The sequence below is a fragment of the Nonomuraea sp. NPDC049684 genome, assembly GCF_044465345.1.
Lineage (GTDB): Bacteria > Actinomycetota > Actinomycetes > Streptosporangiales > Streptosporangiaceae > Nonomuraea.
Genome location: NZ_JBITLO010000008.1, coordinates 87273 through 113009, shown reverse-complemented (window position 1 = coordinate 113009; position 25737 = coordinate 87273). Strand labels below are relative to the sequence as shown.

The following is a 25737-nucleotide window of genomic DNA, read 5'->3' as shown; positions in this document are numbered from 1 at the left end:
CTTCTGTCCAGTACGCAAGTGTCCACACCTCACCAGCCGATCGGCCCGCCGTCCTCCAGGTAGGCGCCGGTCGGGCCGTCGGCGTCCAGGGTGGCCAGCCGTACGGCGATGGCCGCGCCCTGCTCGGCGGTGCGGAAGCCGGTGTGGGCGTAGGCGGCGAAGTTGAGGTCCCAGAACGGGCTGACCGGGGTGCGGGCCAGGCTGATCGAGCCCAGCTCGCTGGACATGTTCACGATCCGGCCGGCCGGCGACCTGCGCAGCAGCGGCAGCATGGCGTTGGTCACGGTGACCACGCCGAACACGTTCGTCTCGTAGACCTCCCGCAGCTCCCGCGCGGTGACGGCGCTCGGGAGGCCCCCGTCCAGCCCGCCGGCGACGCCCGCGTTGTTGACCAGGATGTCGAGCCAGCCGTACTCAGCAGGGCCGGGGCCCGCACCCGTCGGCAGGTGCTCGGCGCGCTCGGCCGGGCGCTCATGCTGGACCAGGACGAGCGCGCCCACCTGTTCCGGCTGGCCGGCCAGGTGCTGGAGACGCCCCGGATCAGGGAGGACGTGCCCGCGGGCATCCTGCACCTGCTGGCCTTCCTGGAGGACGTCCCCGCCTACGTCCTGGACGCCCGCTACGACCTGCGCGCCTGGAGCCCGCTCGCCAACATGCTCATGGGCGACCTGGACTCCCTGCCGCCCGACGGGCGCAACGTGATCCGCTGGGTGTTCAGGTCGCCCGGCATCGCCGAGCACCTGTCCGACGAGGAGAAGAGCCGCTTCGCCCGCGCCTCGGTCGCCGACCTGCGCGTGGCCGCGCCATCTGCCAGGTGCTCGCGGTGCCCGACCGCGACGACCTGCGGCTGGTGCTCTACACCACCGAACCCGGCTCGCCCTCCCACCGGGCCTTGCGCGACCTGCGGCGACTCACTCTAAGCTCATGAGATGCGAGCGGTTGCCTTTGACGTCTTCGGTGGGGAGCTCGACCTGCGCGAGCTGCCCGATCCCACCCCCGCGCCCGGCGGGGCGGTGATCCGGGTCGAGGCGACCGGGTTGTGCCGCTCCGACTGGCACGGCTGGCAGGGGCACGACCCCGACATCAAGGTCTTCCCCCACGTGCCCGGCCACGAGCTGGCGGGCGTGATCGAGGCCGTGGGCCCCGACGTGCGCGGCTGGCTGCCGGGGGCGCGGGTCACCGTGCCGTTCGTCTGCGCCTGCGGCGCCTGCGCGGCCTGTGCGACGGGCGAGCAGCAGGTGTGCGAGCGGCAGACCCAGCCGGGCTTCACCCACTGGGGCTCCTTCGCCGAGTACGTGGCCGTCGACCACGCCGACGTCAACCTCGTCCCGATCCCCGAGGAGATGGCCTACGCCACCGCCGCCGGGCTCGGCTGCCGCTTCGCCACCGCCTTCCGGGCGGTCGTCCAGGTGGGCGAGGTGCGTCCGGGCGAGTGGGTGGCGGTGCACGGCTGCGGCGGGGTCGGGCTGTCGGCGGTGATGATCGCGGCGGCGTCCGGGGCGCGGGTGGTGGCCGTGGACATCAGCGGCGACGCGCTGGAACTGGCCGAGCTGGCCGGGGCCACGCACTTCGTCAACGGCTCGGCCGGCGACGCGGCGGCCCAGGTCAGGGAGCTGACCAGGGGCGGCGCGCACGTCTCGCTCGACGCGCTGGGCAGCCCCCGCACGTGCGCGGCCTCGGTCGAGAGCCTGCGCAGGCGGGGGCGGCACGTCCAGGTCGGCCTGCTGCCGGGCGGCGCGACGCCGGTGCCGATGGACCGCGTGATCGGCCACGAGCTGCGGCTGCTCGGCAGCCACGGCATGGCCGCGCACGCCTACCCGCCCATGCTGGAGCTGATCAGGGCCGGGATCCTGCACCCCGACCAGCTCGTCACCCGGACGATCGGCCTGGCCGACGCGGGCAAGGCGCTGGCCTCGATCGGCTCGGTCCCGGGCGTGACGATGATCCTGCCGCGGGCGGGCGCGTGAGAGCCGGGGCGCGTACGGGCGGGTGAGAGCTCATTCCTCCAGTTGCACGCCGAACGTCCTGAGCACCAGCGCCAGCATGGCGTAGTGCGCGACGAGGACGACCAGCTCGATCCTGCACACCTCGTCGTAGCGGTCGCACAGGGCCGCCCAGGTGGCGTCGGTGAGGTCGCCCGCGTAGTGGAGGTCGTCGGCCACCTGTAACACCAGGCGGTCCTCGACCGGCCAGAGGGCGTCGAGCTGGCGGACCGACTCGATCTCCACGTCGGTCAGGCCGACCTCGCGGGCGATGCGGGCGTGGTGGGCCCATTCGTAGGCGCTGCCGCTGTGGAAGGCGGTGCGCAGGATGGCCAGCTCGCGGTCGCGGGCCGGCAGCGCGCCGTTGAGCAGCGCGCCGCCGAAGCGCAGCCAGCCTTCGTAGAGCGCGGGGTGCCGGCCCAGCGTCGTGAACACGTTCTGGGGGTTCGCCTGCTGAAAGTCGTCCCATTCCGCAGGAGGCAGGGGCTTCACTCGAGGCTTCATGGCCATGAGCATTCCCCAAAATGAGCGTCCACTTGTGCGGCGGCGGCTTTACCGTCACTTAGGAGGACTTTCCACAGTGCGGGCTTTACGTCAGGATTGAGTGGCCCGCAGGACGTTGCAAGCCTGGTCGACCGCAAGGACCCCATGGTGATTCGAACGTTGCTCGCTGAGGACATGAACCTGGTACGAGGGGCGCTCGTGGCGCTGCTGGCCTATGAGGAGGACATCGAGGTCGTCGCCGAAGTCGAGCGGGGCGACCGCATCCTGGCCGCCGCCCAGTCGTGCCGTCCGGACGTGGCGGTGCTCGACATCGCCCTGCCGGGCATGGACGGGCTCGCCGCCGCCGGCGAGCTGCACGACAAGCTGCCCGACTGCGGCGTGCTGATCCTGACCGGCGTCGGCACCCCCGGGCTGCTGAAGCAGGCGCTGGAGGTGCACGTACGGGGGTTCATGGCCAAGGACGCGCCGCCGGAGCGGCTGGCCGACGCCATCCGCCGGGTCGCCGACGGCGAGCGGGTCATCGACTCGGAGCTGGCCATCGCGGCCATGCGCCCGCCGGAGCCGCCGCTCACCCCCCGCGAGCTGGACGTGATCGGCGCGGCGGCCGACGGCGCCTCCATCGGGGAGATCGCCGCGTCGCTGTTCCTGGCCGAGGGAACGGTCCGGAACTACCTGTGCCGGACGACGGCCAAGCTCGGCGCGCGCAGCCGCATCGACGCCATCCGCATCGCCCGCGAGTCCGGCTGGATCTGACCTCCCTCCGTTGTCACCGCCCGCCCGCTCAGGGACGGGTGTGGGCGGCCAGGAAGGCCAGGACGTCGGCGGCGAGCGCGATGGACCGGCTGACGGCGCGGGCACCGTGGCCGACGTCGCGCTCGTGACGCAGCAGGACGGGACGGGAACCGGCCCGCTGGGCTCCCTGAGCCCCCTGGCCCCCCTGGGCCCACTGCATGGCCGCGCACATCTTGCGGGCGTGCATCGGGTCCACCCGGGTGTCGGCGGCCGAGACGGTGAACAGCGTCGCCGGGTAGCCGGCGCCCGGCCGGACGTGGTGGTAGGGCGAGTACGCCATCAGCCAGGCCAGGTGGTCGGGGGCGGCGGGGTCGCCGTACTCGCCGGTCCAGGACGGGCCGAGGCCGCTGAGGTGGTAGCGGGCCATGTCCAGCAGCCCGGCCGAGCAGACGGCGGCGGCGAACAGGTCGGGGCGCTGGGTGAGGGCCGCGCCGACGAGCAGGCCGCCGTTCGACTCGCCCCAGATGCCGAGCTGCTGCGGGGTCGTCCAGCCGTCGGCGATCAGTTTCTCGGCCGCGGCGACGAAGTCGTCGAAGACGTTCTGCTTGCGTTCCAGCATGCCGTCGCGGTGCCAGGACTCGCCCTCCTCGCCGCCGCCGCGCAGGTTCGCGATGGCCAGCACGCCGCCCGACTCCACCCAGGCCAGCGAGTCGGCCGCGTAGCCGGGCATGAGGGGGATGCCGAAGCCGCCGTAGCCGTTGAGTATCGCCGGGCGGGGGCCGGAGCCGGAGGAGAGCGCGACCACGACCATGCGCACGGGGGTGCCGTCGGCCGAGGTGTACTCGACGTGGTGGCTCTGCACGTCGGGCAGCGCGACGCGGCCGGGCGGGGCGGCCCACAGGGTGGCGGCGCCGGTGCGGGCGTCGTAGCGCCAGATCTCGGCGGGGGTGACGGCGTCGGTGTAGGTGAACCAGGCCTCGTGGCCGCCCTCGGGGCGGGAGCTGAGCGAGGCGATCGAGCCGCTGCCGGGCAGGGGCACCTCGCCCAGCCGCTCCCCCGTCCTGGCGTCGTGCACGGCGATCTCGCCGACCGCGTGGCGGGTCCTGGAGACCAGCAGGCGGTCGCCGTCCAGCAGGGTGAACGCGCCGAGCACCGCCCGGGGGTCCTCGGGGACCAGCTCGCGCCACACCTCGGGCTCGGCCGGGTCGGCCACGCACAGCCGGCGCCGGGGGGCGTTGCGGTCGGTGAGCAGGTACAGGCGGCCGTCGGAGGCCACCGCGCCCGCCGTGCGGACGTGCGCCCCCTCCTGGACGACCCGCAGCTGCGGCCGGGCCGGGTCGCCGCCGGCCAGGTCCGCCAGCCAGAGAGAGTTGCCGGCCGTGCCGCCCGCGGAGATCGTCAGCCAGCGGCCGTCCGCGCTGAGCTGCACGCCGTAGGAGACCGGCCCGCCGGTCAGGACGGGGACGTCGTCGGGGACGCCGAGCCGGTGCAGGTGCACGCCCTCGTGGAAGCGCACGTAGTAGAAGCCCTCGCCGCCGGGCAGCCAGGCGACCGGGGAGTAGCGGCAGCCGCCGATGGGGCCGTCCACGAGCTTGCCGGTGTCGACGTCCTCGACGTACAGGTCGGCCTTCTCGTCGCCGCTGCGCGAGAGCTGGTAGGCGACCAGGCGGCCCTGCGGGTCGGGCTGCCAGTCGTCCAGGGTGGTCAGGCCGGTGGGGTCGCGGTCGGCCGGGTTCAGGAAGGGCCGGTCGTCGCAGTACAGGACCGGGTGCTCCTGGCAGCCGGTCTGCCGCAGGTGGAAGCGCCGGCCGCCGCGCCACACGGGCGGGGTGACCAGGCCCGTGACGCTCAGCTCGGTGAGCCGAGTCAGGAAGCGCTCGCGGTCGGGCAGGCGCGCGGCGGCCTCCCGCCACAGCCGGTCCTGCGCGGCCAGCCATTCCCCGGTCCGCGGGTCGAGGGGGTCCTCCAGCCAGCGGTACGGGTCGGGGATGTCGCGCCCGTGGAGGCGGTCGGTGACCGGTTGACGTTCGGCGGGCGGGTATTCGTCTGCAAATGTCATGACACGGGCTCCGGTTGCCAGTGGCCGGCCAGGTCGGCGTACAGGGGCGAGACCCGGATCAGCTCGTCGTGCGTGCCGATCGTGATCCGGGGTCCGTCCATGAGCAGGACGCGGCGGGCGCGCAGCGCGGAGGTGAGGCGGTGCGCGACCACGACGAGCGTGCCGCCTCTGGCCGCGAAGGCGTTCTCGGCCAGGGCTTCGGCGGCGGGATCGAGGTGACAGGTGGCCTCGTCCAGGATGATCAGCGGGGCCTGGGTCAGGTGGGCGCGGACGAGGGCGAGGAGCTGGCGCTGCCCGGCCGACAGCGCCGCCGGGTCCAGCGTGGCGTCGTACCCGCCCAGGCTCTCGACCAGCTCGGTGGCGCCCAGGGCGGCCACGGCCTCGTCCAGGCGGCCGGACCCGGGCGCGAGGTAGGCGAGGTTGTCGCGCAGCGTGCCGCGGAAGACGTACGCCTCCTGGGGGATGAGCACGCGGGCGGCGGGGTCGGCGCGGTCGGCGGGCACGCCGCCGATCAGCACCTCCCCCTCGCCGGGCCGAAGGATGCCGCTGAGCAGGGCGGCGAGCGTCGACTTGCCCGCGCCGCTCGGGCCGACGACGGCCAGGTGGTCGCCCTCGGGGACGGTGAGGTCGAGGCGGTCCAGGACCGGCGCCGAGTGCGGGCCGTAGGCGAAGGTGACCGACCGCAGCGTGACGCCGCCGCCGGACGGACGGACCTTGGGCGGGGACGGCGGCTGCGGCGGCGCGGCGGCGGCGATGCGGCGCAGCGTGGCCACGAGCCGCACGCCGCTCACCCCGAGCCCCTGGACGAGCCCGCCGAGCGCGGGGGCCAGCGACTGGGTGACGTAGGCCAGCGCGCCGACGATCACGCCGGGCCGGGCGCCGCCGTCGAGCAGCCAGGGCGTCCCGGCGAGCAGCAGGACGACGGGCAGCCAGCCGCCGACGGCCAGCGCGGCGGTGCGCACCGCGGTCACCCTGGCCAGGGCGCGGGCGGCGTCGCGCTGCGCGCCGACCTGGCGGGCCAGCCGCGCGTCCTCGCGGTCCTGCAGGCCGCACGCCTCGATGTCGCGCAGCCCGGCGGCCGTCGCGGTCATCGACCGGGCCAGCTCCTCGTCGGCCAGCAGGAACGCGCGCTGCCGCCGGGCCAGCGCGGGCAGCGAGGCCAGGAAGAACGCCAGCCCGGCCGCGAACGGCGGCAGCACCAGCACGAGCGTGCCCGGCGCCAGCGTCAGCAGCCCCAGCACCACGCTGACCAGCGTGAACGCGAACCCCCTGACCGTCGTGACCACGGCGGCGAAGGCGTCCCTGGCCAGCTCGACCTGGAGCCCGGCCCGCGCGGTGGCCGCGCTGTCGGGCCGCTCGTCGAGCGGGCGGCGCAGCGCTCCCTGCACCACCCGCGTCAGGAGGTCGTCGCGGAACGGCTCGGCCACGGCGGCCACGGCCAGCACCACCTGGCGGGCGCCGACGGCCGAGACCAGCCACGCCACGCCGAGCGCCGCCAGCCAGGCCAGCCCGGTCAGCGGCCGGGCGCGGGCGAAGCCGTCCTCGATGGCGCGGGCGACGGCGTGCCCGACCAGGAAGGCGGGCGCGGCCTCCAGCACCGACCAGAGCAGGATGGCGACCAGCCGCCGCGGGTCGCGGACGAGCGCCCGCCGGAACCCGGCCGCCGCGCCGGGGACCGCGGGGACGCCGGGAGCCGCGAGGACGCCGGAGTCGGGGACCGTGGGGACGCCGGGAGCCGCGGGGACGCCGGAGCCGGGGGTCATGGGCGGGCCTCCTGGAAGACGGCCCGGTAGGCGGGGTCGCGCCACAGCACCTCGTGCGGGCCGGCGGCGCGCACCCGGCCCTCCTCCAGCCAGACGACCTGGTCGGCGCGGGCGGCGGTGGCCAGGCGGTGGGCGGTGATCAGGCGGGTGCGGCCCCGGGGGTCGCCGGTGAGCGCCCGGCTGACCTCGCGTTCGGTGACGGTGTCCAGGCTGGAGGTGGCGTCGTCGAGCACCAGCAGCCGATCCCCGCGGGCGAACGCCCTGGCCAGGCCGAGCCGCTGCCGTTCGCCGCCGGACATGGGCGTCTCGGCCAGCGGCGTGTCGTAACCGGCGGGCAGCCGGCGGACGAACCCGTCGGCGCGCGCCGCCAGGGCGGCCTCCCGTCCCTCCTGGGAGCCGGGGACGGCGCCGATCGCCTCGCCGACGGTGTCGCCGACCAGCACCGGCCGCTCGAAGGCGTAGCCGATGGCCGAGCGCAGGCCGTCGCGGGTCAGCTCCCGCAGCGGGACGCCGTCGAGCAGCACGTCCCCGCGCGCGGGGTCGGCCAGGCGGCCGGCGAGCGCGGCCAGCAGGGACTTGCCGGAGCCCGACCGTCCCACGACGGCGGTGACCGTGCCGCCGGGGATCGTCAGGTCGCCCACGGTGAGCCCGTCCGCGGCGACGTCGCGGAACTCGACCGTGCCGGGGCCGGGCGGCAGCGCGCGCGATCCGTGGCGGACCGGGGGCAGGGTGAGGACGTCGGCGACGCGGGCGGCGGCGGCCCGCGCCCTGGCCAGGCCGCCGACGTAACCGAGCGAGGTGCTGAGCGCGGCCCCGAGGGCGGCGTAGCGGGCGGCGGCGTACAGGTCGCCGACGGTGAGCCGCCCGGCGGCCAGCATGAACCCCCCGGCGGCCAGCACGGCGACCTCCAGCAGCGGGATCATCAGCCCCGACCGGACCCCGGCGGAGGCGTTCGCGCGCCACAGGGCCATGCCGTGCTCGCGCAGCCGGGGCAGGGGCGCCAGCACGCGCCGGGCCTCCTGGCCGGCGGTCCCGGCGGCGGCGATGGTGCGGGCGCCGTCGAGGGCGTCCACGAGGCGGGCCGCGATCTCGCCCTGGACCTCCTGGTAGCCGCCGGAGATGACGGTCGTGGCGCGCAGGAAGGCGCGCAGGACGAACACGATGAGGACGATGCCGGCGGCGAGGGTGAGGGTCAGCAGCGGATCGATGAGGGTGAGCGCGACCAGGGCGCCGACGGTCGGCACCAGCAGGGCCAGGGCGCCGGTGACCGTCTCGGGGGCGCGTCCGGCCTCCTCGGCGTTCAGCCCGGCCCGGGTGACGAGGTCGCCCTCGGGGAAGCGGCGGGTGGCGGCCCGGCCGACGCCGAGCACGTGCCGCAGCACGCCGAGCCGCAGCCGGGCGGCCGCGTACGCGCTGCTCGCCCCTCTGGCCCAGCCGCCGAGGCTCTCGCAGAGCACCACCACGGCGACCACGCCCGCGCACAGCGCCAGGGCGGTGACGGCCGCCGGCGAGCGGGCGAGGAGCAGGTCGAGCGTGCGGCCGACGAGGAACGGGACGGCCAGCTCACCGGCCGCGCCGGCGACGGCGGTGAGCGCCAGCACGGCGGGCCACGGGCCGCAGCGCCGTACGGCGTCCGTCACCAGGCGGTCTCCCGGTCCCACCTGCCGGCCTCCTTCGGACTCGAGAGGTCCCCGCGCCACCACGAAACGGCGCGGGGACCCTGTCAGCTATCAGTGGCAGAGAGCGACACTGAGGTTGCTCGGGTGACCCGAGTGACACGTGAGAGCAGTGAGCGAGCTGCCGCCGCTGGCCACGTCGCTGGCCGCGGGAGCCTCCAGACCCTGCAGGTCGAGAAGAACCATGTTCTACACCTCCTTCCGCGGTTGATCATGCGCAGGCCGCTCTGGTGCGGCCTCCAGGAACGGCAGGCGTGCCGGCTGGTCTCCCAGCACCGCCCCGAGGGCGAACAGCACGCCGGCCGTACCGGTCGCGAAATCCATGGACAGGCGCAACAGCCCGTCGCCGGGGAAGGCCAGGCCGCCGCCGTACGGGATGGCGTGCCAGGTCAACCCCTTGATCAGCTCGCGGGCCACCGGATCTCCGGCGAGCGCCGCGATGATGCCCGCGCGGCCGGTGAACAGCCCCGGCTGGACGAAGAACCCGGAGCGGGCGACCAGCTTGAGCCGGTCCAGCTCGGCGGCGAGTTCGTCGTCGTCGCGGTGCGCGAGATAGCGTCGGAGCACCATGGCGATGCCCACGGAGCCCTCGTCCAGGTAGGGCAGCATCCGCCAGCCCTGGTTCACCTGGAGCGAGCCGTCCTCCGAGGCCCGGCAGCGCCGCAGGTCCTGCCTGAGCGCGATCTCGGCCAGGTCGAGCAGCGCCCGGTCGCCGGTGTGCTCGTAGGCGTGCAGGAAGAGCAGGGCGGAGCCGGACGAGCCGTACATGAGGCCGGCTCTGGGGTTGTCGCCGCCGCTGATCTCGGGCACGTCCTCGGGGCCGCCGAGGCGGTCGGCGCAGATGTCCACCGCGCGCATGGCGTGCCCGGTCAGGGCGGGCTCGGTCCGGCCGAGGCGCAGGAGGTTCAGGCCGATGCCGGACAATCCGGAGTGCAGGGCCGTCTCCATGCGTTCCCACTGCTCGCGCAGGGCGATGTCGACGACGTCGAGCGCGTCCTGGCGGTGCCCGAGCCGGTCGAGGACGTGGGCGATGCCGTGCAGGCCGTCGTACAGGCCGATGCCGGAGCCGGGGGCGGGGCGCAGGGCGCGCTCGCGCAGCCAGGTCTCGTACTCCGGGAAGGGCCCGAGGCCGGTGGCCGACAGGGCGAGCAGCACGCCGGCCGCGCCGGTCGCCACGTTGAGGCCGCCGCCGGGCTTGAACTGGGCGACGTCGCCGGGGAAGAGGCGGTCGTCGCGCTCGGGGGTCGCGGCGGCCCGGATGGCCCGGCACATCGCCTCCCGCAGCTCGGCCCAGGTGGCCGTCCCCGGCATCGGCACGGGGGTCTCCACGGCCTGGTCACCCGCGATGGTCGCGGCGGCGGCGTCCATGAAGGCACCGGGGACGGGGAAGGTCTCCTTGACGATCCGCGCGAGATGGACGATCTTCGGCCGGTGGATCGGCAGCATGATCGTGCACTGCGGGGCGAACAGGGCGAAGCGCAGGCAGGCCAGCGCGTACCGGTCGACCTCGACGCCGTGGCGGTCGCGCGGGGCGGCGAAGGCGGGATGGGCCAGCGCGGCCCTGGCCCGGTCCGCGGCCAGGGTGGCGACCTCGTAGTCGATGAGCACGACCCGGCCGTCCTGGGTGAGCAGGATGTTGTCGGGGTGCAGGTCGCCGAAGACGACACCGCGTCCGTGCAGCGACTCGACGGCCTCCTCGACGCTGTGCAGGGTCGTGGTGGCCCAGGCGGTGTAGTCGGCGAGATCCTGCTCGTCGCAGGTGGCGCGGGTCAGCGGGAAGCGGCGCACCAGCCGCCGCTGGAGCGGGGTGCCGTCCACGAACTCCTGGACGAGGAAGTGGTGGCCGCCGATGCTGAAGTAGTCGCGCAGCTCGGGGGCGGCGGGCAGGCCGGCCAGGCGGCGCAGCATGTCGCGCTCGTGTTCGAGCCTGGCGACCGCGTCCCGGCCGGCCACGTCGAGGCCGGCGTGCGGCCTGGCCTCCTTGAGCACCACCCGTTCGTCGGTGCGGGTGTCGCGGGCCAGGTAGACGCCGCCGCCGTTGGAGAAGTGCAGCACGCTCTCGATCCGGTACGGCAGCCCCTCCATGGTCACCGCGTTGCGCGCGGCCAGGTGGGGTTCGAGGAACTCGGGCAGCGTCGTCCAGGGCGGCACCGAGAAGGTCGCGCCGCGCACGTCGGGGATCAGCTTGCCGTCGCCGTCCTCGACGGCCAGCACCCGCTCCCCGGACGGGGACAGGCAGTGCCGCTCGGCGAACCCGCCGTACCGGACGAACATCGGCCCATCGCCGTAGCGCAGGTCGCTCAGGATGTACGGCCCCTCGACGCCGCGCAGCAGCTCGTCGAGCTCCTTGAGCACGAGTTCGAGCTGCCCCTCGTCCCGGGGGTAGATGGTGACCAGCTTGCCGCTGGAGGCCCGGGAGGCGGCCTTGGAGTTGACCATGACCAGCACCGCCGGGCCGCGCAGGAACTTGAAGGCGACCCCGCGGGGCACGCAGTAGTCCCACACGGTGTCGACGACCTTCTCGGCGTCCTCGACGCGGGCCGACACGTGGATCTTCCAGCCCTGGGTCGGCAGGGGCGCCTCGCCGGTGGGCATGTAGTACGCCCAGGTGTCGCTGAGGTCGTGGGCCCAGCCGTCGGGGACGGGCCGGCGCAGCTGGGCGAAGTCGACGTCCGCCGCCGTGCTGTGGTCGGGAGTGTCGTAGAAACACTGGTCCACAAGGCAGTAGAGCTCGTACTTGTCCATTTGGCGCGGCCCTCCGAGGCGGTGTGGTTAGAGCCTGCCGCACCCGCGCCGGGTCGGACTAGTAACACGCAACATGCGCCATATATGGCTATGGAATGTGCTTTGATGCGTTTTTCACAAAAGGTAATTATCTGCGCGGGGCATAAACGCTGAACGAGAATTCCCCGCTGCGCGAGGTGGACGCCTCCAGCCAGCCGCCCAGCGCCGAGACGCGTTCGGCCAGGTTGAGCAGGCCCTGACCGGCGTCCCCCGGCCGGCGCGGCGGGCGTACGCCGTCGTTCCTGATGGACAGGCGGACCACATTGTCGCGTTCCATGAGCTGGATCCAGCACTGCCCGGCCTCGGCGTGCCGCAGCACGTTCGTCACCCCCTCGCGCAGCGCGTGCGTGAGCGCCTCCTCCACGTCGGGGTGCAGGTCACGGCAGGCGACCCTGATCTGGCAGCGCACCCGCGCCGACTCCAGCAGCGCCCGCGCCGAGCCCAGCTCGGCCGCCAGCGAGGAGCTGCGCAGGCGGCCGTGCGCGACGGCCCTGACGTCGGCCGACAGGTCGCGCAGCAGTTCGAGCGTCTCGCCCACCTCCTGCCGGGCCTTCTCGTCGCCCTCGGCCACCAGGCGCTGGATGAGCTGCGCCTTCAGCGTCAGGACGGTCAGCCGGTGCCCGACCAGGTCGTGCAGGTCGCGGGTGAAGCGGCGGCGCTCCAGCGTCACGGCCTGGCGCATGACGTCGGTACGGGCCCCCGACAGCCGGCGCACCCGGGCCAGCAGGCTCAGCAGCGCGAACTCCACGACGCCGATCAGCGGGGTGACCAGCGCCCACACCGGCTCCACCTGCCAGGAGCCCGGCGCGGCCAGCAGCACCGGCCCGCACGACAGCGCCAGCGCCACCAGCACGACCGACCTGATCCGGGACGCGACCACGAGCAGCGCGCCGGCCAGCAGCCCGCACACCGGCGTCCAGGCCGGCCCGAGCACCGCGAGCGGCACGTACGTGAGCCACGCCTGGACGGCCACCAGCCACCACGATCCGGCGCGGCGCGCGGGCTCCTCCAGCACGAACCTGACGTGCAGCGTGAGCAGGACGGCCAGCGCCACCGACCCCTCGACCACCAGCCCCGCACCGGCCAGCCCGGCCTGCACCGGGATCACCAGCCCGACGCCCCCGGCCACCAGGCCGAGCCCGCCGGCCCAGCCGGGCGAGGCCAGGACGCGCGCCTTGGAACGTAATCGAGGCGCCGGGCCACGGTGTGTGGCGTCCACCTCACCCCCGGTGTGCGGTTGACGTGACGGGACAGTACGCGTGGCGAGTGCGCTCACCGCTCCCTCGTTCCTCTAATCGACCTGACACCGCGACCTTATGTAAAGACCGAGGCCGCTTCCGGACACGCTGACTTCCCACCCCACAAGGGGTTAGGCAGTTCATATCAGTCATAGGGTGTCGGTATGGATTACATGCGACTTGGCACCACGGGTATGAAAGTTTCTCGCATCTGTTTGGGGATGATGAGCTACGGCGATCCGGCCCGTCAGGAATGGGCGTTGCCGGAGGAGCAGGCCGAGCCGATCATCCGGCGGGCCGCCGACGCGGGCGTGACGTTCTTCGACACCGCCGACATCTACAGCCGCGGCCAAAGCGAGGTCGTCACCGGCGCCGTGCTGCGCCGGATCTTCCCCCGCCGCGAGGACTACGTGCTGGCCACCAAGGTCTATTTCCCGATGGGCAGGGGCGCCAACGACGGCGGCCTGTCGCGCAAGCACATCCTCGCGGCCGTCGACGCCTCGCTCGCCCGGCTCGGCACCGATTACGTGGACCTGTACCAGATCCACCGGTGGGACGACGAGACGCCCATCGAGGAGACCATGGAGGCGCTGCACGAGGTGGTCAGGTCGGGCCGGGCCCGCTACATCGGCGCGTCCACGATGTGGGCCTGGCAGTTCGCCAAGGCCCAGCACGTCGCCGAGGCCAACGGCTGGACGCGGTTCGTCTCGATGCAGAACCACTACAACCTGCTCTACCGCGAGGAGGAGCGCGAGATGCTGCCCCTCTGCGCCGACCAGGGCGTGGGCGTGATCCCGTGGAGCCCGCTCGCGCGCGGCGTGCTGGCCAGGGCGGGCGCGGCCGGCCCGGCGGCCTCGGCGACCGCCAGGACCGGCTCCGACGCGCGCATCGACTTCCTGTACGACCCCGACAACGACCGGCGCATCCTCGACCGGGTCGCCCAGCTCGCCGCCGAGCGGGAGCTGCCGCCGGCCCAGATCGCCCTGGCCTGGCTGCTGCACCAGCCCGGCGTCACCGCGCCGATCGTCGGGGCCACCAAGGACGGGCACGTGGACGACGCCGTGGCGGCCGTCGGGGTGGAGCTGTCGGACAAGGAGCTGGCGTTCCTGGCCGAGCCGTACCGGCCGCGGGAGGTCAAGTTCTGAGCCCCGGGATCGCCGGCCGGAGATCCTGTCGGTCGGAGATCCTATGGTAGGGGCATGCGGGCAAATGAGGAGGCGGCGGCGGCGCTGCAGGAATACGCGGAGCTGTTCGCGCTGAGCGGCGGCGACGCCTTCCGGGTGCGGAGCTACCAGAAGGCGGCCAAGGCGATCGCCGGGTTCCCCGAGGACATCTCGGAGGTCGACGTGCGCGGCGTCCCCGGCGTCGGGGAGGCCATCGCCAAGAAGATGGAGGAGTTCCTCCAGCGCGGCAGCTTCCGGCAGCTCGACGACCTGCGGGGCCGCGTGCCCGAGGGCGTGCGGCGGCTCACCCGGGTGCCCACGCTCGGCCCCAAAACAGCCATCATGCTGTTCGAGGACTACGGCATCGACTCCACGGTGGCGCTGGGCGAGGCCATCACCTCCGGCCGGCTCGACGGCGTCAAGGGCCTCGGCCCCAAGACCCTGGCCAACCTGCTCAAGGGCATCGAGCAGCTTGAGCAGTCGGGCCGCCGGGTGCACATCGGCGTCGCCATGGCGCTGGCCGAGCAGGTCATCGGCTCGCTCAAGGCCGAGCGGGTCGCGTACGCGGGGTCGCTGCGGCGGATGAAGGACACGATCGGCGACATCGACATCCTGGCGGTGGCGCCCGAGTCGATCATGGCCGACTTCCGCGCGCAGCCCTACGTCGCCGACGTGATCGCCGCGGGCGAGAAGAAGACCTCGATCCGCACCACCTCCGGCGTCCAGGTCGACCTGCGCCTGATCCCGGCCGGGTCATGGGGCGCGGCGATGCAGTACTTCACCGGCTCCAAGGAGCACAACGTGGCCATCAGAGAGATGGCGGTGAAGAAGGGCTGGAAGCTGTCCGAGTACGGGCTGTTCGAGGGCGAGCGGGTGATCGCCGCCGAGTCCGAGGAGGACATCTACGAGGCGCTCGGCATGCAGTTCGTGCCGCCGCCCATGCGCGAGGACGGCGGCGAGGTCAAGGCGGCGCTGCGCGGCGAGCTGCCGGTGCCGGTGGAGCTGGCCGACCTCAAGGGCGACCTGCACACCCACACCGACCTCACCGACGGCATCGCCTCCCTGGAGGACATGGTGGCCGCCGGCGCCGCGCGCGGCTACTCCTACTACGCGGTCACCGACCACGCGCCCGACCTGGCCATGCAGCGCATGACCCTGGACAAGGCGCTGGAGCAGCGCGGGCGGGTGGCCGAGCTGCAGAAGAAGTATCCGCACATGCGCATCCTGCACGGGTCGGAGCTCAACATCGCGCCCGACGGGTCGGTCGACTGGCCGGGCGAGGTGCTGCGGGAGTTCGACGTGTGCGTGGCCTCGGTCCACTCGCACTTCGGCATGTCCCGGGAGGAGATGACCCGCCGGTTCATCGCCGCCTGCGAGAACCCGTACGTGGACATCATCGGCCATCCGACCACCCGGAAGATCGGCAAGCGCCCGCCGGTCGACGCCGACTGGGACACCGTCTTCCGCGCGGCCGCCCGTACGGGCACCGCGATGGAGATCGACTCTTATCCCGACCGCTCCGACCTGCCGTCCGACCTGGTGCGGCTGGCCAAGCACCACGGGGTGAAGTTCTCCATCGACAGCGACTCGCACGCGATCCCCCACCTGGCCCACCAGCGGTTCGGGGTCGGGATCGCGCAGCGCGCCTGGCTGACGACCGACGACGTCATCAACACCTGGCCCCTCCCCCGCCTCCTCGCCTTCCTCGGCCGCTGACCGCCACCCGTCCCCGGCGGGGGCGGGCGCTGTCCGCGCTGGGGTGTGGGTCGCGTTGGGGGTGGGTCGCGTTGGGGTGTGGGCGGCCTTCCTTGGGCACGCCCAGTGCGGACGGCACCCGTCCCGGCGCGGGGCCGCACGGGGTGGGTGTGGGCCCGCGATCCAGGGGAGAGCGTGCTCCAAGGTTGCGGCAAATGTACCGATTTATGGTGTTAAGTCCGGATGCTGAGAGCAGAATTCTGGTGGATGCCCGTTCCTGAAGAAGGGGTGCGACCATCTGCGGCGGATGCCCCCCGTCGAGGCTCGGGTGCGGCCTGCGCTGGGTGCGGGCCGCGCCCGACCGGCGCCCCGACGCAGGGCGCGCCGATCCGCATGCCGACATGGGCGCCACCCACCTCGACATGGGCCGCGTCCGCCCGCGCAACGCCCGGCGAGCAGCACGCAAAGCCCCCTTTACGGACGGCGCACACAGTGGCTCTGACGGATGACGAAGCCACGGCCCCTGCGGGCACGCACGCAGCCCCCGTCCGGCACGCGGGACACATACACCCGCACACCTCCCCATGGGCAGCGCTCGCACGGCCCCTCCGGCATCCGGCGCACGCACGCCCTTCCAGCGACGTACGCACGACGTCACCCGAAAACGGCACACGCACAGCCCCACTTCCGGGACAGCGTCCGTCCCCCGGGCGGCGTCCGCCCAGCTTCCCCTGCGGGCGGCATGCGCCGGGACTCCTGACACGCGGCGTACGCATAGCCCTCCGTCGGCGTGGCCATCGGCCCCTCCTGCGGACGACACACGGAAGACCTCTCTGCGTGTCAGGGGCTGCCCAATGGCGTGCACAGCACTCGGCCCGGCGAACAGGCGCCAGCGCCCGTCCTGTGAGGGCGGGCGTCAGCACCCGTCCGATGCCCGCCGACGCCAGGGCGGGTCCGATGACGGGAGCGCCAGGGGCCGCCCAATGGCCGCCGGCGCCAGGGCCCATTCGATGGCGGCGGGCACCAGGTCCCGCCCCGATGCCCACCGACGCCACGGCGGGTCCCGTGGCCGGGCAGGTCCGATGGCCGCTGACCAGGGCCCGTCCGGTGGCGGCGGGTGGCAGGGCGGGTTCGGTGGTGGTGGGGTGCGCGGGGATTCTGTTGCTTCGCTAGCTTGGACGGCGATGGAGGACAACCAGCCCCCGCCCCCCGCAGCCCCGGACCCGGCCTCTGCGCCTCGGCCCGCCGACTCCGCCGGGCCACCGCGCGATCCGGCTGGCCCTACCGCGACCGCCGGTTGTTTCAGCAACGATCCCGCCACTAAGTTGCCTGCCGATCCCACTCCCGCCGAGACGCCGGTCGGCCCTAACGCTGCCGGGGCGTCCGTCGATCCCACCACCGCCGGGTCGCCTGCCACTCTCACCGCCGCCGGGGCGCCGGTCGGCCCCACCGGCGCCACGTCGCCTGCCGATCCCACCACCGCCGGGTCGCCGGTCGGTCCCACCGAGGCCGCGTCGCCGGTGGGTCCCGTCGGGGCGCCCGCTTCGCGCTCAACGACGGGGCGTCGGGCGCGGCGCGTGTGGAAGGTCGTCGTGGTCGCGCTGGCCGGGCTGGTGATCGCCGCCGTCGGCGGGGTGGCGCTGGCCTACCCTTCGCTGGCCGCCACCACCTGCCCCGGCTGCTACGGCCTGACCGAGCTGAGCCCGGGAGTGTACGTCGAGGACGGCCTGACCCCCGCCCAGCGTGAGCGCGTTCGCGAGGTGGCCGACCAGGCCGCCCGCCGGGTCACCGCTTTCTACGGCGGCCGCCTGAGCTCCCCCGGCCTGCTGGTCTGCCTCACCGAGGCGTGCTACCGGCGCATCGGCGGCGGCCAGGAGCGCGGCGTCGCGGTGCTCAACCGGTCGGTCATGCTCTCGCCGCGCGGCCTCGACCCGGTGATCGCCTCCCATGAGATGTCCCACGTCGAGCTGCACGCCAGGCTGGCCTCCTCCGCCGAGGTGCCGCAGTGGTTCGACGAGGGGCTCGCGGTGGTGGTCTCCGGCGACCCGCGCTACCTGGCCCCCGAGCCCGCGCCCAACCACCACCCGGCCCCGGCGTCCACGCCTGACCGCCACCCGACCCCCGAGCCCACACAACAGGACCGCCACCCGACCCCCGAGTCCACGCAGGACCGCCCTCCGGCCCCCGGCTCAGTGCAGGACCGTTGTCTGGTGGCGCCGTCCGGGCCGTTGCCGGTGACGTTGGAGGAGTGGCTGCGCACGGCGAGCGCCGACCCCGCCACGTACGCCAAATCGGCCTGCCAGGTGAGCCGCTGGCTGGACGGGAACGGCGGCCGTGCCGGCCTGCTCGCCCTGGTGGCCAGGTTGAACGCCGGCGAGCCCTTCTCCGCACTCGTCCGGACGCGCTGACGAACCACCCCGAAAGGCACGGTTGCCGCACCCGTGCCGCTGGGTAGGTCTTCGTACGGCTGGAACGGTCCCAGGATCGGGACAGCATTCGGCAAGCACGCGCACGCGGAGACAGCGCGAGGAGATTAAATGGTTTCCAGGTAGGAAATACGTCTTGCGAGAGGTGGCTCCCATGAAGCAAGTCGCGGCGACGATCGTCAAACCGCTGCCCGACCACCTGTTCCGGGTCCACGACGGGAACGCGGAGATGCGGTGGGAGGCGATGTCCGGGGTCGGCTACCACACGCCGAACGACCGCTTCTTCGTCAGGAACCACACCTCCACCCCGCTGATCGACGCCGCCGGCTGGCAGCTCCACCTGCACGGCGCCGGGCTGCGCGGGCCGCGCGCCTTCACCTACGACGAGCTGCTGTCGATGCCCTCGCGCACCCACGACGTGGCCATCGAGTGCGCCGGCAACGGCCGCGCGTTCTACGGCACCCAGCAGGGCGACCCCGCGCCCGGCACCCAGTGGGGCCTGGGGGCCGTCGGCGTGGCGCGGTGGCGCGGCGTGCCGCTGCGCCACCTGCTCGCCGAGGCGGGCCTGCGTCCCGAGGCCGTGGACGTGCTGCCCACCGGCCTCGACGCGCCCTTCGAGGACCACGGCCACGTCCGCCGCCCGCTGCCCGTCGCCAAGGCGGTGCGCGACGTGCTCGTGGCGTACGAGATGAACGGCCGGCCGCTGCCGCCTGACCACGGGTTCCCGGCCCGGCTGGTGGTGCCGGGGTGGGTGGGGATCGCCTCCATCAAGTGGCTGGGGGACATCGAGGTGTCGACCGCCAAGCTGTTCACGCCGTGGAACACCGTCTTCTACCGGGACGTCGCGGCGCAGCCCGTGAAGAGCGCCTTCGAGCTGCCCTGGGACGCCCGGCTGCCGCTCCGCGGCCCGCACGCCTGGCGCGGCCGTCCGGGGCCGCACGTGCTGCGCGGCCGGTCGTGGTCGGGGCGCGGGCGGATCGTCGCGGTCGAGGTCAGCTTCGACGGCGGGCAGTCCTGGCACCCGGCCGAGCACCACGGCCCGCACCTGGTCGGGGCGTGGTTGCCGTGGCACGTCCAGTGGGCGCCGAAGCACACCGGGCCCGCCGTGCTGATGGCCAGGGCCACCGACGAGACGGGCGCCACCCAGCCGCTGCGCACGCCCAAGCACCCCTTCGGCTACTCCTTCGACGCGGTCGTGCGGCATCCGGTGCAGGTGGTCAACGGATAGGTAAGTGTCACGAACACGGCTGAGCTGGCCGTTCATCAGAAGGTGGTTCGGAGGTGTGCATTTCATCTGAAAGACTCTCGCGGAAACGTTACGGAAATGACACCGTGCGAGGCTTTCGCACAAGACGAAGCAGTCATCGAAGCTTTCGTCGAAGAACGCAACGAAGAAGGGAGAGCAGATGCGCCAGCTGACCCCGTTGGACGCCCAGTTCCTCCATGTCGAGTCCGAGACCACCGCGGCGCACGTCGCCGGGCTGGCGGTCCTCGACCCGGCCGGCGGCGCGGTGGACCGGGACGCGCTGGCCGAGCTGCTGCTGGACCGCGTCCACCTCTCCCCCGCGCTCAGCCTGCGCCTGGTCGAGGTGCCGTTCGGGCTCGACCGTCCCTACTGGTGCGCCGACCCGGACTTCGACCTGGCCAACCACCTGTTCGAGACGACGCTGCCGGCGCCCGGCGACGACGCCGCGCTGGCCGGGGCGGTGGCCGCGATCCACGAGCGCCGGCTCGACCGGTCGCGTCCGCTGTGGGAGATGCACCTGATCAAGGGGCTGGCGGGCGGCCGGGTCGCGGTCTACACGAAGGTGCACCACGCGGCCATCGACGGCGTGTCGGGCGCGGAGACCCTGGCGACCCTGCTCGACCTGACGCCGGAGGGCGTCCGGGACCGCGGGCCGCGCCCGGCGCCGCCGCGGCAGGACCCGCCGGGCCTGATGGAGATGCTGGCCGGGGCCGCTGTGCGCTCGCTCACCCATCCGGTGCGCGCCGCCCGCTCGGTGGTCAGGGCCGCGGGCGACCTCGACGCGATCCCGCTGGCCGGCGCGCTGCCCGGCGCGCAGGCGATCGCCAGGGCCGCCCGGCTGGTGACCGGCGACCAGAAGCAGCGCCCCGAGCTGCCGGGGCTGACCGCGCCGCGCACGCCGTTCAACGGGCCGATCAGCGCGCGGCGCGAGCTGTCGTTCGGGTCGGTGCCGCTGAAGGAGGTCAAGAAGGTCGCCAAGGCCAACGGCATCAGCGTCAACGACGTGGTGATGGCACTGTGCACCTCGGCGCTGCGGTCATGGCTGGACGAACGGGACGCGCTGCCCGCCGAGCCGCTGGTGGTGGCCGTGCCGGTGTCGGTGCGTACGGGCGGGGCCACGGACGTGGTCGGGAACCAGATCTCGGCCATGGTGGCGCCGATGCCGACGAACGTCCCCGACGCCGGGGAACGGCTGCGGGCGGTCGGCGAGACCATGAGCAGGGCCAAGCGGCGCTTCGCCCTGGCGCCGGCGAGCTGGCTCGGCGAGCTGTGCTCGCTGCTGCCCGCGCCGGTCACCAGCCTGGCCACCCCGGCGATCTTCCGGCTGGCCGGGACGGCGTTCCCGCCGATCAACCTGATCATCAGCAACGTGCCTGGCCCGCAGTTCCCGCTCTACATGTGCGGCGGCCGGGTGCTGGCCTACTATCCGCTGTCGGTGCTGACCGACCTGTCCGGCGGCGTGAACATCACCTGCTTCTCCTACGACGGCATGCTCGACTTCGGCATCGTGGCCTGCCCCGAGCGCGTGGACGACGTGTGGGGCCTGCTCGCCCACCTGCGCGACGCCCTCGACGAGCTGCTAGCCGAGGGCGTGGGCGATGAGTTCGGCGACGGCGTCGGGGTCGATCTGGTGACCGGTTAGCTGGCAGAGGTTCTCCTGGTAGAGCAGCACGGCGGCGAACGTCGCCGCGGCCACCTCCAGGCGGGCCGCGTCGCCGCGGGTGCCGGGCAGCGCCAGCTCCAGGGCGAACCTGGCCCTGCTGATCAGCTCGCCGTTGAGCCTGCCGAGCCGCTCCTTGACCGAGCCGTGCGTGTCGGCCTCGCGGAACAGGATGCGCCGCATCGCCGGTGAGGCCCGCAGCGGCAGCCCACGCGCCAGCCGGGCCAGCGTGCCGGCCGGGTCGCCGGGCACGGCGTCGACCTCGCGGCCCTCCTCGACCAGGGTGCGCTCGTCGACGAGCGCGACGAGCACGTCGATCTTCCGCGGGAAGTAGTGGAAGATCAGGCCCTTGGGGACTCTCGCGAGCCGGGCGATCACCGCGGTCGGCGTGGCCTCGTAGCCGCTGCCCGCGAACAGTTCCTCGGCCGCGTCCAGGATGCGCGTGCGCGCGTCACCGATCGACACAGCTCGCACCCTAGCGCCACCTGCGACTTCATCGCCATCCCGCCGGGGCGAGAGCCTGCTGCCCTTCCGCCGGGATGTAGACTTGAGACGTAAATGTCTCATATTTGACGGAGTTGTCTCATGGTGGTGAGCCGGGAGCAGATCATGACCGCGGCGATCCAGCACCTCAACGAGCATCCGGCCGCCTCGATGGCCCAGCTCGCCGAGGCGGTGGGGATCAGCAGGGCCACGCTCCACCGGCAGTTCAGCAGCCGCGAGGAGCTGATGACGGCGCTCGGTCACCGCGCGCACGACCGGTGGCACGACCTCCAGGCGCGCGCGGACGTGGTGGCCGCCGCCGCCTCCGACGACCCCGGCGAGCTCCGCCGGGCCCTGGAGATCCTGCTGGAGGGGTGGATCGAGATGGCCGACGAGTACGGCTTCGGCCTCACCGACTACGCGATGGCCGTGCACCCGGAGCTGCTGCGCCGCGCGGACGAGCTGGAGGAGCGCGAGATCGCGCTCTTCGCCGCCGCCCAGCGGGCCGGCCTGCTGCGCGCCGACCTGCCCGCCCGCTGGATCAGCAACACGGTCTACGGCCTGCTCGTGGCCGTCCGGGAGAGCCTGCGCCGCGGCGACGTCGCCCGCCGGGACGTCGCCAGGCTGCTGCGGGAGACGTTCCTGACCGGCGCGGGCGCCGGGGGGTGGTCGTGATGACGGTCACCGGCATCTCGGCGCGCCGCCGGTGGGCGGGCCTGGCCGTGCTGTCGGCCAGCGTGCTGCTCGTGGTCATGGACATGACCGTGCTCAACGTCGCCCTGCCCGCGATCACCGAGGACCTGCGGCCGACCTCGGTCGAGCTGCTGTGGATGGTGGACGCCTACTCGCTGGTGCTGTCCGGGCTGCTGGTCACGGCCAGCGCGCTCGGCGACCGGTGGGGGCGCAAGCGCATGCTGCTGGCCGGGTTCGCGGTGTTCGGGGTGGCCTCGACGGCGGTGCTGCTGGCCGACTCGGCCGCCGAGGTGATCGCCGTACGGGCGCTGCTCGGCGTGGGCGGCGCGATGATCATGCCGTCCACGTTGTCGATGATCCGGAACCTGTTCACCGATCCGGGCGAGCGGGCCAGGGCGCTCGGCGTCTGGTCGGCGATGGCGGCGATGGGCGCGGCGCTCGGCCCGATCCTGGGCGGGTTCCTGCTGGAGCACTTCTCCTGGCAGTCGGCGTTCCTGGTGAACGTGCCCGTCATGGCGGCGGCCGTCGTCGCCGGGCTGCTCCTGCTGCCCGAGACGCGCAACCCCAGGCCGGGCCGGTGGGACGCGCTGGGGACCGTCCTGTCGATGGCGGGCATGGCCGCGCTGCTGTACGCGGTCAAGACGTTCGGCAAGGACGGCCTGACCTCGCCCGCCGCCCTGGCCGCCACCGTCGTCGCGGCGGTCGCGCTGGGCTGGTTCGTGGTGCGGTGCGCGCGCCGGCCCGATCCGCTGCTGGAGATCAGGCTGTTCCGCAGCGCGCCGTTCTCGGCGGGCGTGGTGACGGCGCTGACCACGTCGATCGCGATGGCCGCCGTGCTGCTGCTGCTCGCGCAGTGGATGCAGCTCGTCCAGGGGTACGCGCCGCTGGAGACGGGCGTGCGGCTGCTGCCGGCCGCGCTGGCCGCGCTGATCGCCTCGCCGCTCGCGCCGGTCCTGGCCGAACGCGTCGGCGCCCGGGTGGTGCTGACGGGCGGGCTCGCGGTGACGGGGCTGGGGTTCCTGCTGGTGTGCCTGGCGCCGCAGCCGCTGGGCTACTGGCCGGTCGCCGCCGCGCTGGCGCTGATCGGCGCGGGCAACGGCGCGCTGGCCATCGCCTCCGCGGTGATCATGGCCGGTTCGCCGCCGGAGAAGTCGGGCAGCGCGGCGGCCATCGAGGAGACCAGCTACGAGGTGGGCGCGGCGCTCGGCGTGGCCGTGCTGGGCAGCGTGGCCGCCGCGGTCTATCGCAACGCGCTGGACTACGCGGGCCCCGGCGCGGAGGCGGCGCGCGAGTCGCTGGGCGGCGCGCTCGACGTGGCCGCCGAGGCCGGGGCGCAGGCCGCGCGGCTGGTGGAGACGGCCAGGGCGGCCTTCACCGACTCGCTGGCGCTGACGTCGGGGGCGGGGGCGGCGCTGATGCTGGCCGGGGCGCTGGTGGTCTGGCTGCTCACCCCGCGCGACCTCGACCTGGCCTCCGTGGAGCACTGACCGGACGTCTCCCACCAGGCACGGACGTGACCGGGGCGCCGTCCGTGCCTGTTCGCGGGGGGCACGGATAATGGCCGCATGAGATCAATAGGCACGACGGACCTGTCCGTTTTCCCGATATCGCTCGGCACCAACGTCTTCGGCTGGACCGCGGACAAGGAGACCTCGTTCGCGGTGCTCGACGCCTATGTCGAGGGCGGCGGCAACTTCATCGACACGGCCGACGTCTACCCCCACTGGGTGACCGGCGAGTCCACGTCCGAGCTGATCATCGGCGAGTGGATGGCCGACCGCGGGAACCGGGACTCGGTGGTAGTGGCCACCAAGGTCGGCATGCTGGAGGGGCTCGAAGGGCTGGCCCCCGCCACGATCCGGACGGCCGTCGAGGACTCGCTGCGCCGCCTGCGCACCGACTACATCGACCTGTACTGGGCGCACGTGGACGACCGCGACACGCCCCTGGTGGAGTCGCTGGCCGCCTTCGACGCCCTGGTCAAGGAGGGCAAGGTGCGCCAGATCGGCGCGTCCAACTACGGGCCGGCCCGGCTGGCCGAGGCCCTGCGGATCTCCCGGGACGAGGGGCTGGCCGCCTACGTCGCGCTCCAGCAGCCCTACAACCTGGTCGACCGGGGCTACGAGGGCGAGCTGCGGGACGTGGTGGCCGCGGCCGGCCTGTCGAGCACGCCGTACTTCGGGCTGGCCCGCGGCTTCCTGACCGGCAAGTACCAGCCGGGCGTCACGGTCGACAGCCCGCGGGCCGGGAAGGCGGCCGAGTACCTGGACACCGAGCACGGGCGCAGGACGCTCGAAGGGCTGCTGAAGGTGGCGGCAGAGCGCGGCGCCGAGCCCGCCTCCGTGGCGCTGGCCTGGCTGGCCGCCCAGCCCACGGTCACCGCGCCGATCGCCAGCGCGCGCGACCCCCGCCAGCTCAAGCCGCTGCTGGCGGCGGCGGAGCTGGAGCTGAGCGAGGAGGAGCTGGCCCTCCTCGACGAGGCCTCCCGCCCCTGACGCCACGGACCAGCGTGGCGGGCGGCCCCGGGCCGGCAGGTCAGTGCATGCGGCCGGCCAGGGAGAGGCAGAGCTCCTTGAGCTCGGCGGCGGCCGGCAGGCATTCGTCCAGCACGTCCAGCGCCGCGGTCAGGTGCCGGGCGGCCAGCCGGTCGGCGGCGTCCCGGCCGCCCGCCTCCTCGATCAGGCAGGCGGTCAGGGTCAGGGCCGCGTCGTCGGTCTCGCCGGCGAGCGCGTCGGCCAGGCGGCCGGCGGCGGGCTCCCCCGAGGCCAGCGCGGCCAGGATCGGGACGGTCTTCTTGCGCGATCGCAGGTCACTGTGCACCGGCTTGCCGGTGACCTGCGGATCCCCCCAGATCCCCAGCACGTCGTCGGTGATCTGGAAGGCCACGCCGAGCTCCACCCCCATGGCCCACATGCGCTCGGACAGTTCGGGCCGGCCCCCCAGCGCGACCCCCGTCGCGGCGGCCGCCCCCAGCAGCGCGCCGGTCTTGCCCGCCGCCATCTCGGTGTACTCGGCCATGCTCACCTCGCCGGGCCCGCGCCAGGGACGGCTCTCGAACGCCATGTCGGCCGTCTGGCCGTGGACCAGCTCGACGAGGGCTCGCGACAGGTAGCCCATCGCCTCCGGACGGTCGGCGAGCCGGGCCACGGCCAGGGCCAGCAGCGCGTCGCCCGCCAGGAGGGCCGGCCCCACCCCGTACGCCTTCCACAGGGCGTCCCGGTGCCTGCGTCTTTCGTCCTGGTCGATGATGTCGTCGTGCACGAGGGAGAAGGCGTGCACCAGCTCGACCGCGACGGCCCCCGGCAGCGCGGACTCGGCGGTGCCGCCGGCGGCCTCGGCGCTGAGGAGGGCGATGGCCGGTCGCACGCTCTTGCCGCCCGCACCCTCGTACGGGCGCCCCGCGGCGTCCGACCAGCCCAGGGTGTAGGAGACCATGTCGGCTCCGCGCGGGTGGAGGCGGGAGACGGCGGCGCGCATGGCGGGCTCCACCAGGCGGCGGCAGCGCGCGATCACGTCGGTGTCCGGCAGGGACGTTCCGGTGCGGCTGAGGTTCACAAGAGGTTCCTGTCAGACTTCGATCTTGAATGTCTATGTACGGCCATGTGATACTCCAGCCTGAGTTTAACTTTCGTC

At 73.7% G+C, this 25737-nt stretch carries 21 protein-coding genes; 11 read left to right on the top strand and 10 right to left on the bottom strand.

The annotated features are described in order from the left end of the window. Positions 1-29: 29 nt before the first annotated feature. Positions 30-500, bottom strand: coding sequence for an SDR family NAD(P)-dependent oxidoreductase (locus ACIBST_RS25110; protein WP_397175008.1), 471 nt, complete (start codon positions 498-500; stop codon positions 30-32). On the opposite strand from ACIBST_RS25110, the gene ACIBST_RS25105 reads away from it, so the two are divergent. Together ACIBST_RS25105 and ACIBST_RS25100 are read left to right on the top strand one after the other, a co-directional pair. Continuing rightward, positions 474-920 carry a hypothetical protein gene (locus ACIBST_RS25105; RefSeq protein WP_397175007.1) on the top strand — a complete coding sequence of 149 codons (447 nt, stop codon included), beginning with the start codon at positions 474-476 and terminating at the stop codon, positions 918-920. The two genes, ACIBST_RS25110 and ACIBST_RS25105, sit on opposite strands and share 27 nt — an antisense overlap. A gap of 9 nt (positions 921-929) precedes the next feature. Then, complete coding sequence (locus tag ACIBST_RS25100) at positions 930-1967, top strand: zinc-dependent alcohol dehydrogenase family protein (RefSeq protein ID WP_397175005.1); 1038 nt, start codon at positions 930-932, stop codon at positions 1965-1967. A 30-nt stretch (positions 1968-1997) separates the two neighbouring features. On the opposite strand, the gene ACIBST_RS25095 is transcribed toward ACIBST_RS25100, so the two are convergent. Continuing rightward, on the bottom strand, positions 1998-2486 hold the full coding sequence (locus tag ACIBST_RS25095) for a carboxymuconolactone decarboxylase family protein (protein ID WP_397175003.1): 489 nt from the start codon (positions 2484-2486) through the stop codon (positions 1998-2000). A gap of 144 nt (positions 2487-2630) precedes the next feature. On the opposite strand from ACIBST_RS25095, the gene ACIBST_RS25090 reads away from it, so the two are divergent. After that, a complete protein-coding gene (locus ACIBST_RS25090; RefSeq protein ID WP_397175002.1) occupies positions 2631-3239 on the top strand; it encodes a response regulator in 609 nt (202 codons plus the stop codon). 28 nt (positions 3240-3267) lie between these two features. Here ACIBST_RS25090 and ACIBST_RS25085 read toward each other — a convergent pair whose 3' ends face one another. The 6 genes from ACIBST_RS25085 to ACIBST_RS25060 form a co-directional block, all read right to left on the bottom strand. Further along, entirely contained in the window at positions 3268-5277 is a 2010-nt protein-coding gene (locus ACIBST_RS25085) for a prolyl oligopeptidase family protein (RefSeq protein WP_397175000.1), read from the bottom strand. After that, positions 5274-7040: an ABC transporter ATP-binding protein gene (locus ACIBST_RS25080; protein WP_397174998.1), complete on the bottom strand. Its 1767-nt coding sequence runs from the start codon at positions 7038-7040 to the stop codon at positions 5274-5276. The genes ACIBST_RS25085 and ACIBST_RS25080 overlap by 4 nt, the downstream gene beginning before the upstream one ends. Next, complete coding sequence (locus ACIBST_RS25075; RefSeq protein WP_397174996.1) at positions 7037-8701, bottom strand: ABC transporter ATP-binding protein; 1665 nt, start codon at positions 8699-8701, stop codon at positions 7037-7039. The genes ACIBST_RS25080 and ACIBST_RS25075 overlap by 4 nt, the downstream gene beginning before the upstream one ends. A 69-nt stretch (positions 8702-8770) precedes the next feature. Beyond that, positions 8771-8902: a SapB/AmfS family lanthipeptide gene (locus ACIBST_RS25070; protein WP_352327332.1), complete on the bottom strand. Its 132-nt coding sequence runs from the start codon at positions 8900-8902 to the stop codon at positions 8771-8773. Positions 8903-8905: 3 nt separating this feature from the next. Beyond that, complete coding sequence (lanKC, locus tag ACIBST_RS25065; RefSeq protein ID WP_397174995.1) at positions 8906-11461, bottom strand: class III lanthionine synthetase LanKC; 2556 nt, start codon at positions 11459-11461, stop codon at positions 8906-8908. A 127-nt stretch (positions 11462-11588) separates the two neighbouring features. Further along, positions 11589-12719, bottom strand: a complete 1131-nt coding sequence (locus ACIBST_RS25060; protein WP_397174993.1) for a sensor histidine kinase — start codon at positions 12717-12719, stop codon at positions 11589-11591. Between the two features lie 183 nt (positions 12720-12902). Between ACIBST_RS25060 and ACIBST_RS25055 the strand changes: the two genes are divergently transcribed. The 5 genes from ACIBST_RS25055 (at position 12903) to ACIBST_RS25035 (ending at position 20910) form a co-directional block, all read left to right on the top strand. Then, positions 12903-13883: an aldo/keto reductase gene (locus tag ACIBST_RS25055; RefSeq protein WP_387650221.1), complete on the top strand. Its 981-nt coding sequence runs from the start codon at positions 12903-12905 to the stop codon at positions 13881-13883. Between the two features lie 54 nt (positions 13884-13937). After that, a complete protein-coding gene (polX, locus tag ACIBST_RS25050) occupies positions 13938-15617 on the top strand; it encodes a DNA polymerase/3'-5' exonuclease PolX (RefSeq protein ID WP_397174991.1) in 1680 nt (559 codons plus the stop codon). Between the two features lie 1556 nt (positions 15618-17173). Continuing rightward, entirely contained in the window at positions 17174-18004 is an 831-nt protein-coding gene (locus ACIBST_RS25045) for a hypothetical protein (RefSeq protein ID WP_397174989.1), read from the top strand. 172 nt (positions 18005-18176) lie between these two features. Next, the gene (locus tag ACIBST_RS25040) at positions 18177-19250 is read left to right on the top strand and encodes a sulfite oxidase (protein WP_397174988.1); all 1074 of its coding nucleotides are present in this window, start codon (positions 18177-18179) and stop codon (positions 19248-19250) included. Between the two features lie 178 nt (positions 19251-19428). Continuing rightward, positions 19429-20910: a wax ester/triacylglycerol synthase family O-acyltransferase gene (locus ACIBST_RS25035; RefSeq protein ID WP_397174986.1), complete on the top strand. Its 1482-nt coding sequence runs from the start codon at positions 19429-19431 to the stop codon at positions 20908-20910. Here ACIBST_RS25035 and ACIBST_RS25030 read toward each other — a convergent pair. After that, positions 20848-21393, bottom strand: a complete 546-nt coding sequence (locus tag ACIBST_RS25030) for a TetR/AcrR family transcriptional regulator (RefSeq protein ID WP_397163891.1) — start codon at positions 21391-21393, stop codon at positions 20848-20850. The two genes, ACIBST_RS25035 and ACIBST_RS25030, sit on opposite strands and share 63 nt — an antisense overlap. A gap of 120 nt (positions 21394-21513) precedes the next feature. On the opposite strand from ACIBST_RS25030, the gene ACIBST_RS25025 reads away from it, so the two are divergent. The 3 genes from ACIBST_RS25025 to ACIBST_RS25015 all read left to right on the top strand — a co-directional run bounded on the left by ACIBST_RS25025 (position 21514) and on the right by ACIBST_RS25015 (position 24599). Continuing rightward, entirely contained in the window at positions 21514-22086 is a 573-nt protein-coding gene (locus ACIBST_RS25025) for a TetR/AcrR family transcriptional regulator (protein WP_397174984.1), read from the top strand. Continuing rightward, a complete protein-coding gene (locus tag ACIBST_RS25020) occupies positions 22086-23591 on the top strand; it encodes an MFS transporter (protein WP_397174982.1) in 1506 nt (501 codons plus the stop codon). Before ACIBST_RS25025 ends, ACIBST_RS25020 begins: the two co-directional genes overlap by 1 nt. A 78-nt stretch (positions 23592-23669) precedes the next feature. Further along, the gene (locus tag ACIBST_RS25015; protein WP_397174980.1) at positions 23670-24599 is read left to right on the top strand and encodes an aldo/keto reductase; all 930 of its coding nucleotides are present in this window, start codon (positions 23670-23672) and stop codon (positions 24597-24599) included. 40 nt (positions 24600-24639) lie between these two features. Here the strand turns inward: ACIBST_RS25015 and ACIBST_RS25010 are convergent, their stop codons facing one another. After that, complete coding sequence (locus tag ACIBST_RS25010) at positions 24640-25659, bottom strand: polyprenyl synthetase family protein (RefSeq protein WP_397174979.1); 1020 nt, start codon at positions 25657-25659, stop codon at positions 24640-24642. Positions 25660-25737 lie beyond the last annotated feature (78 nt).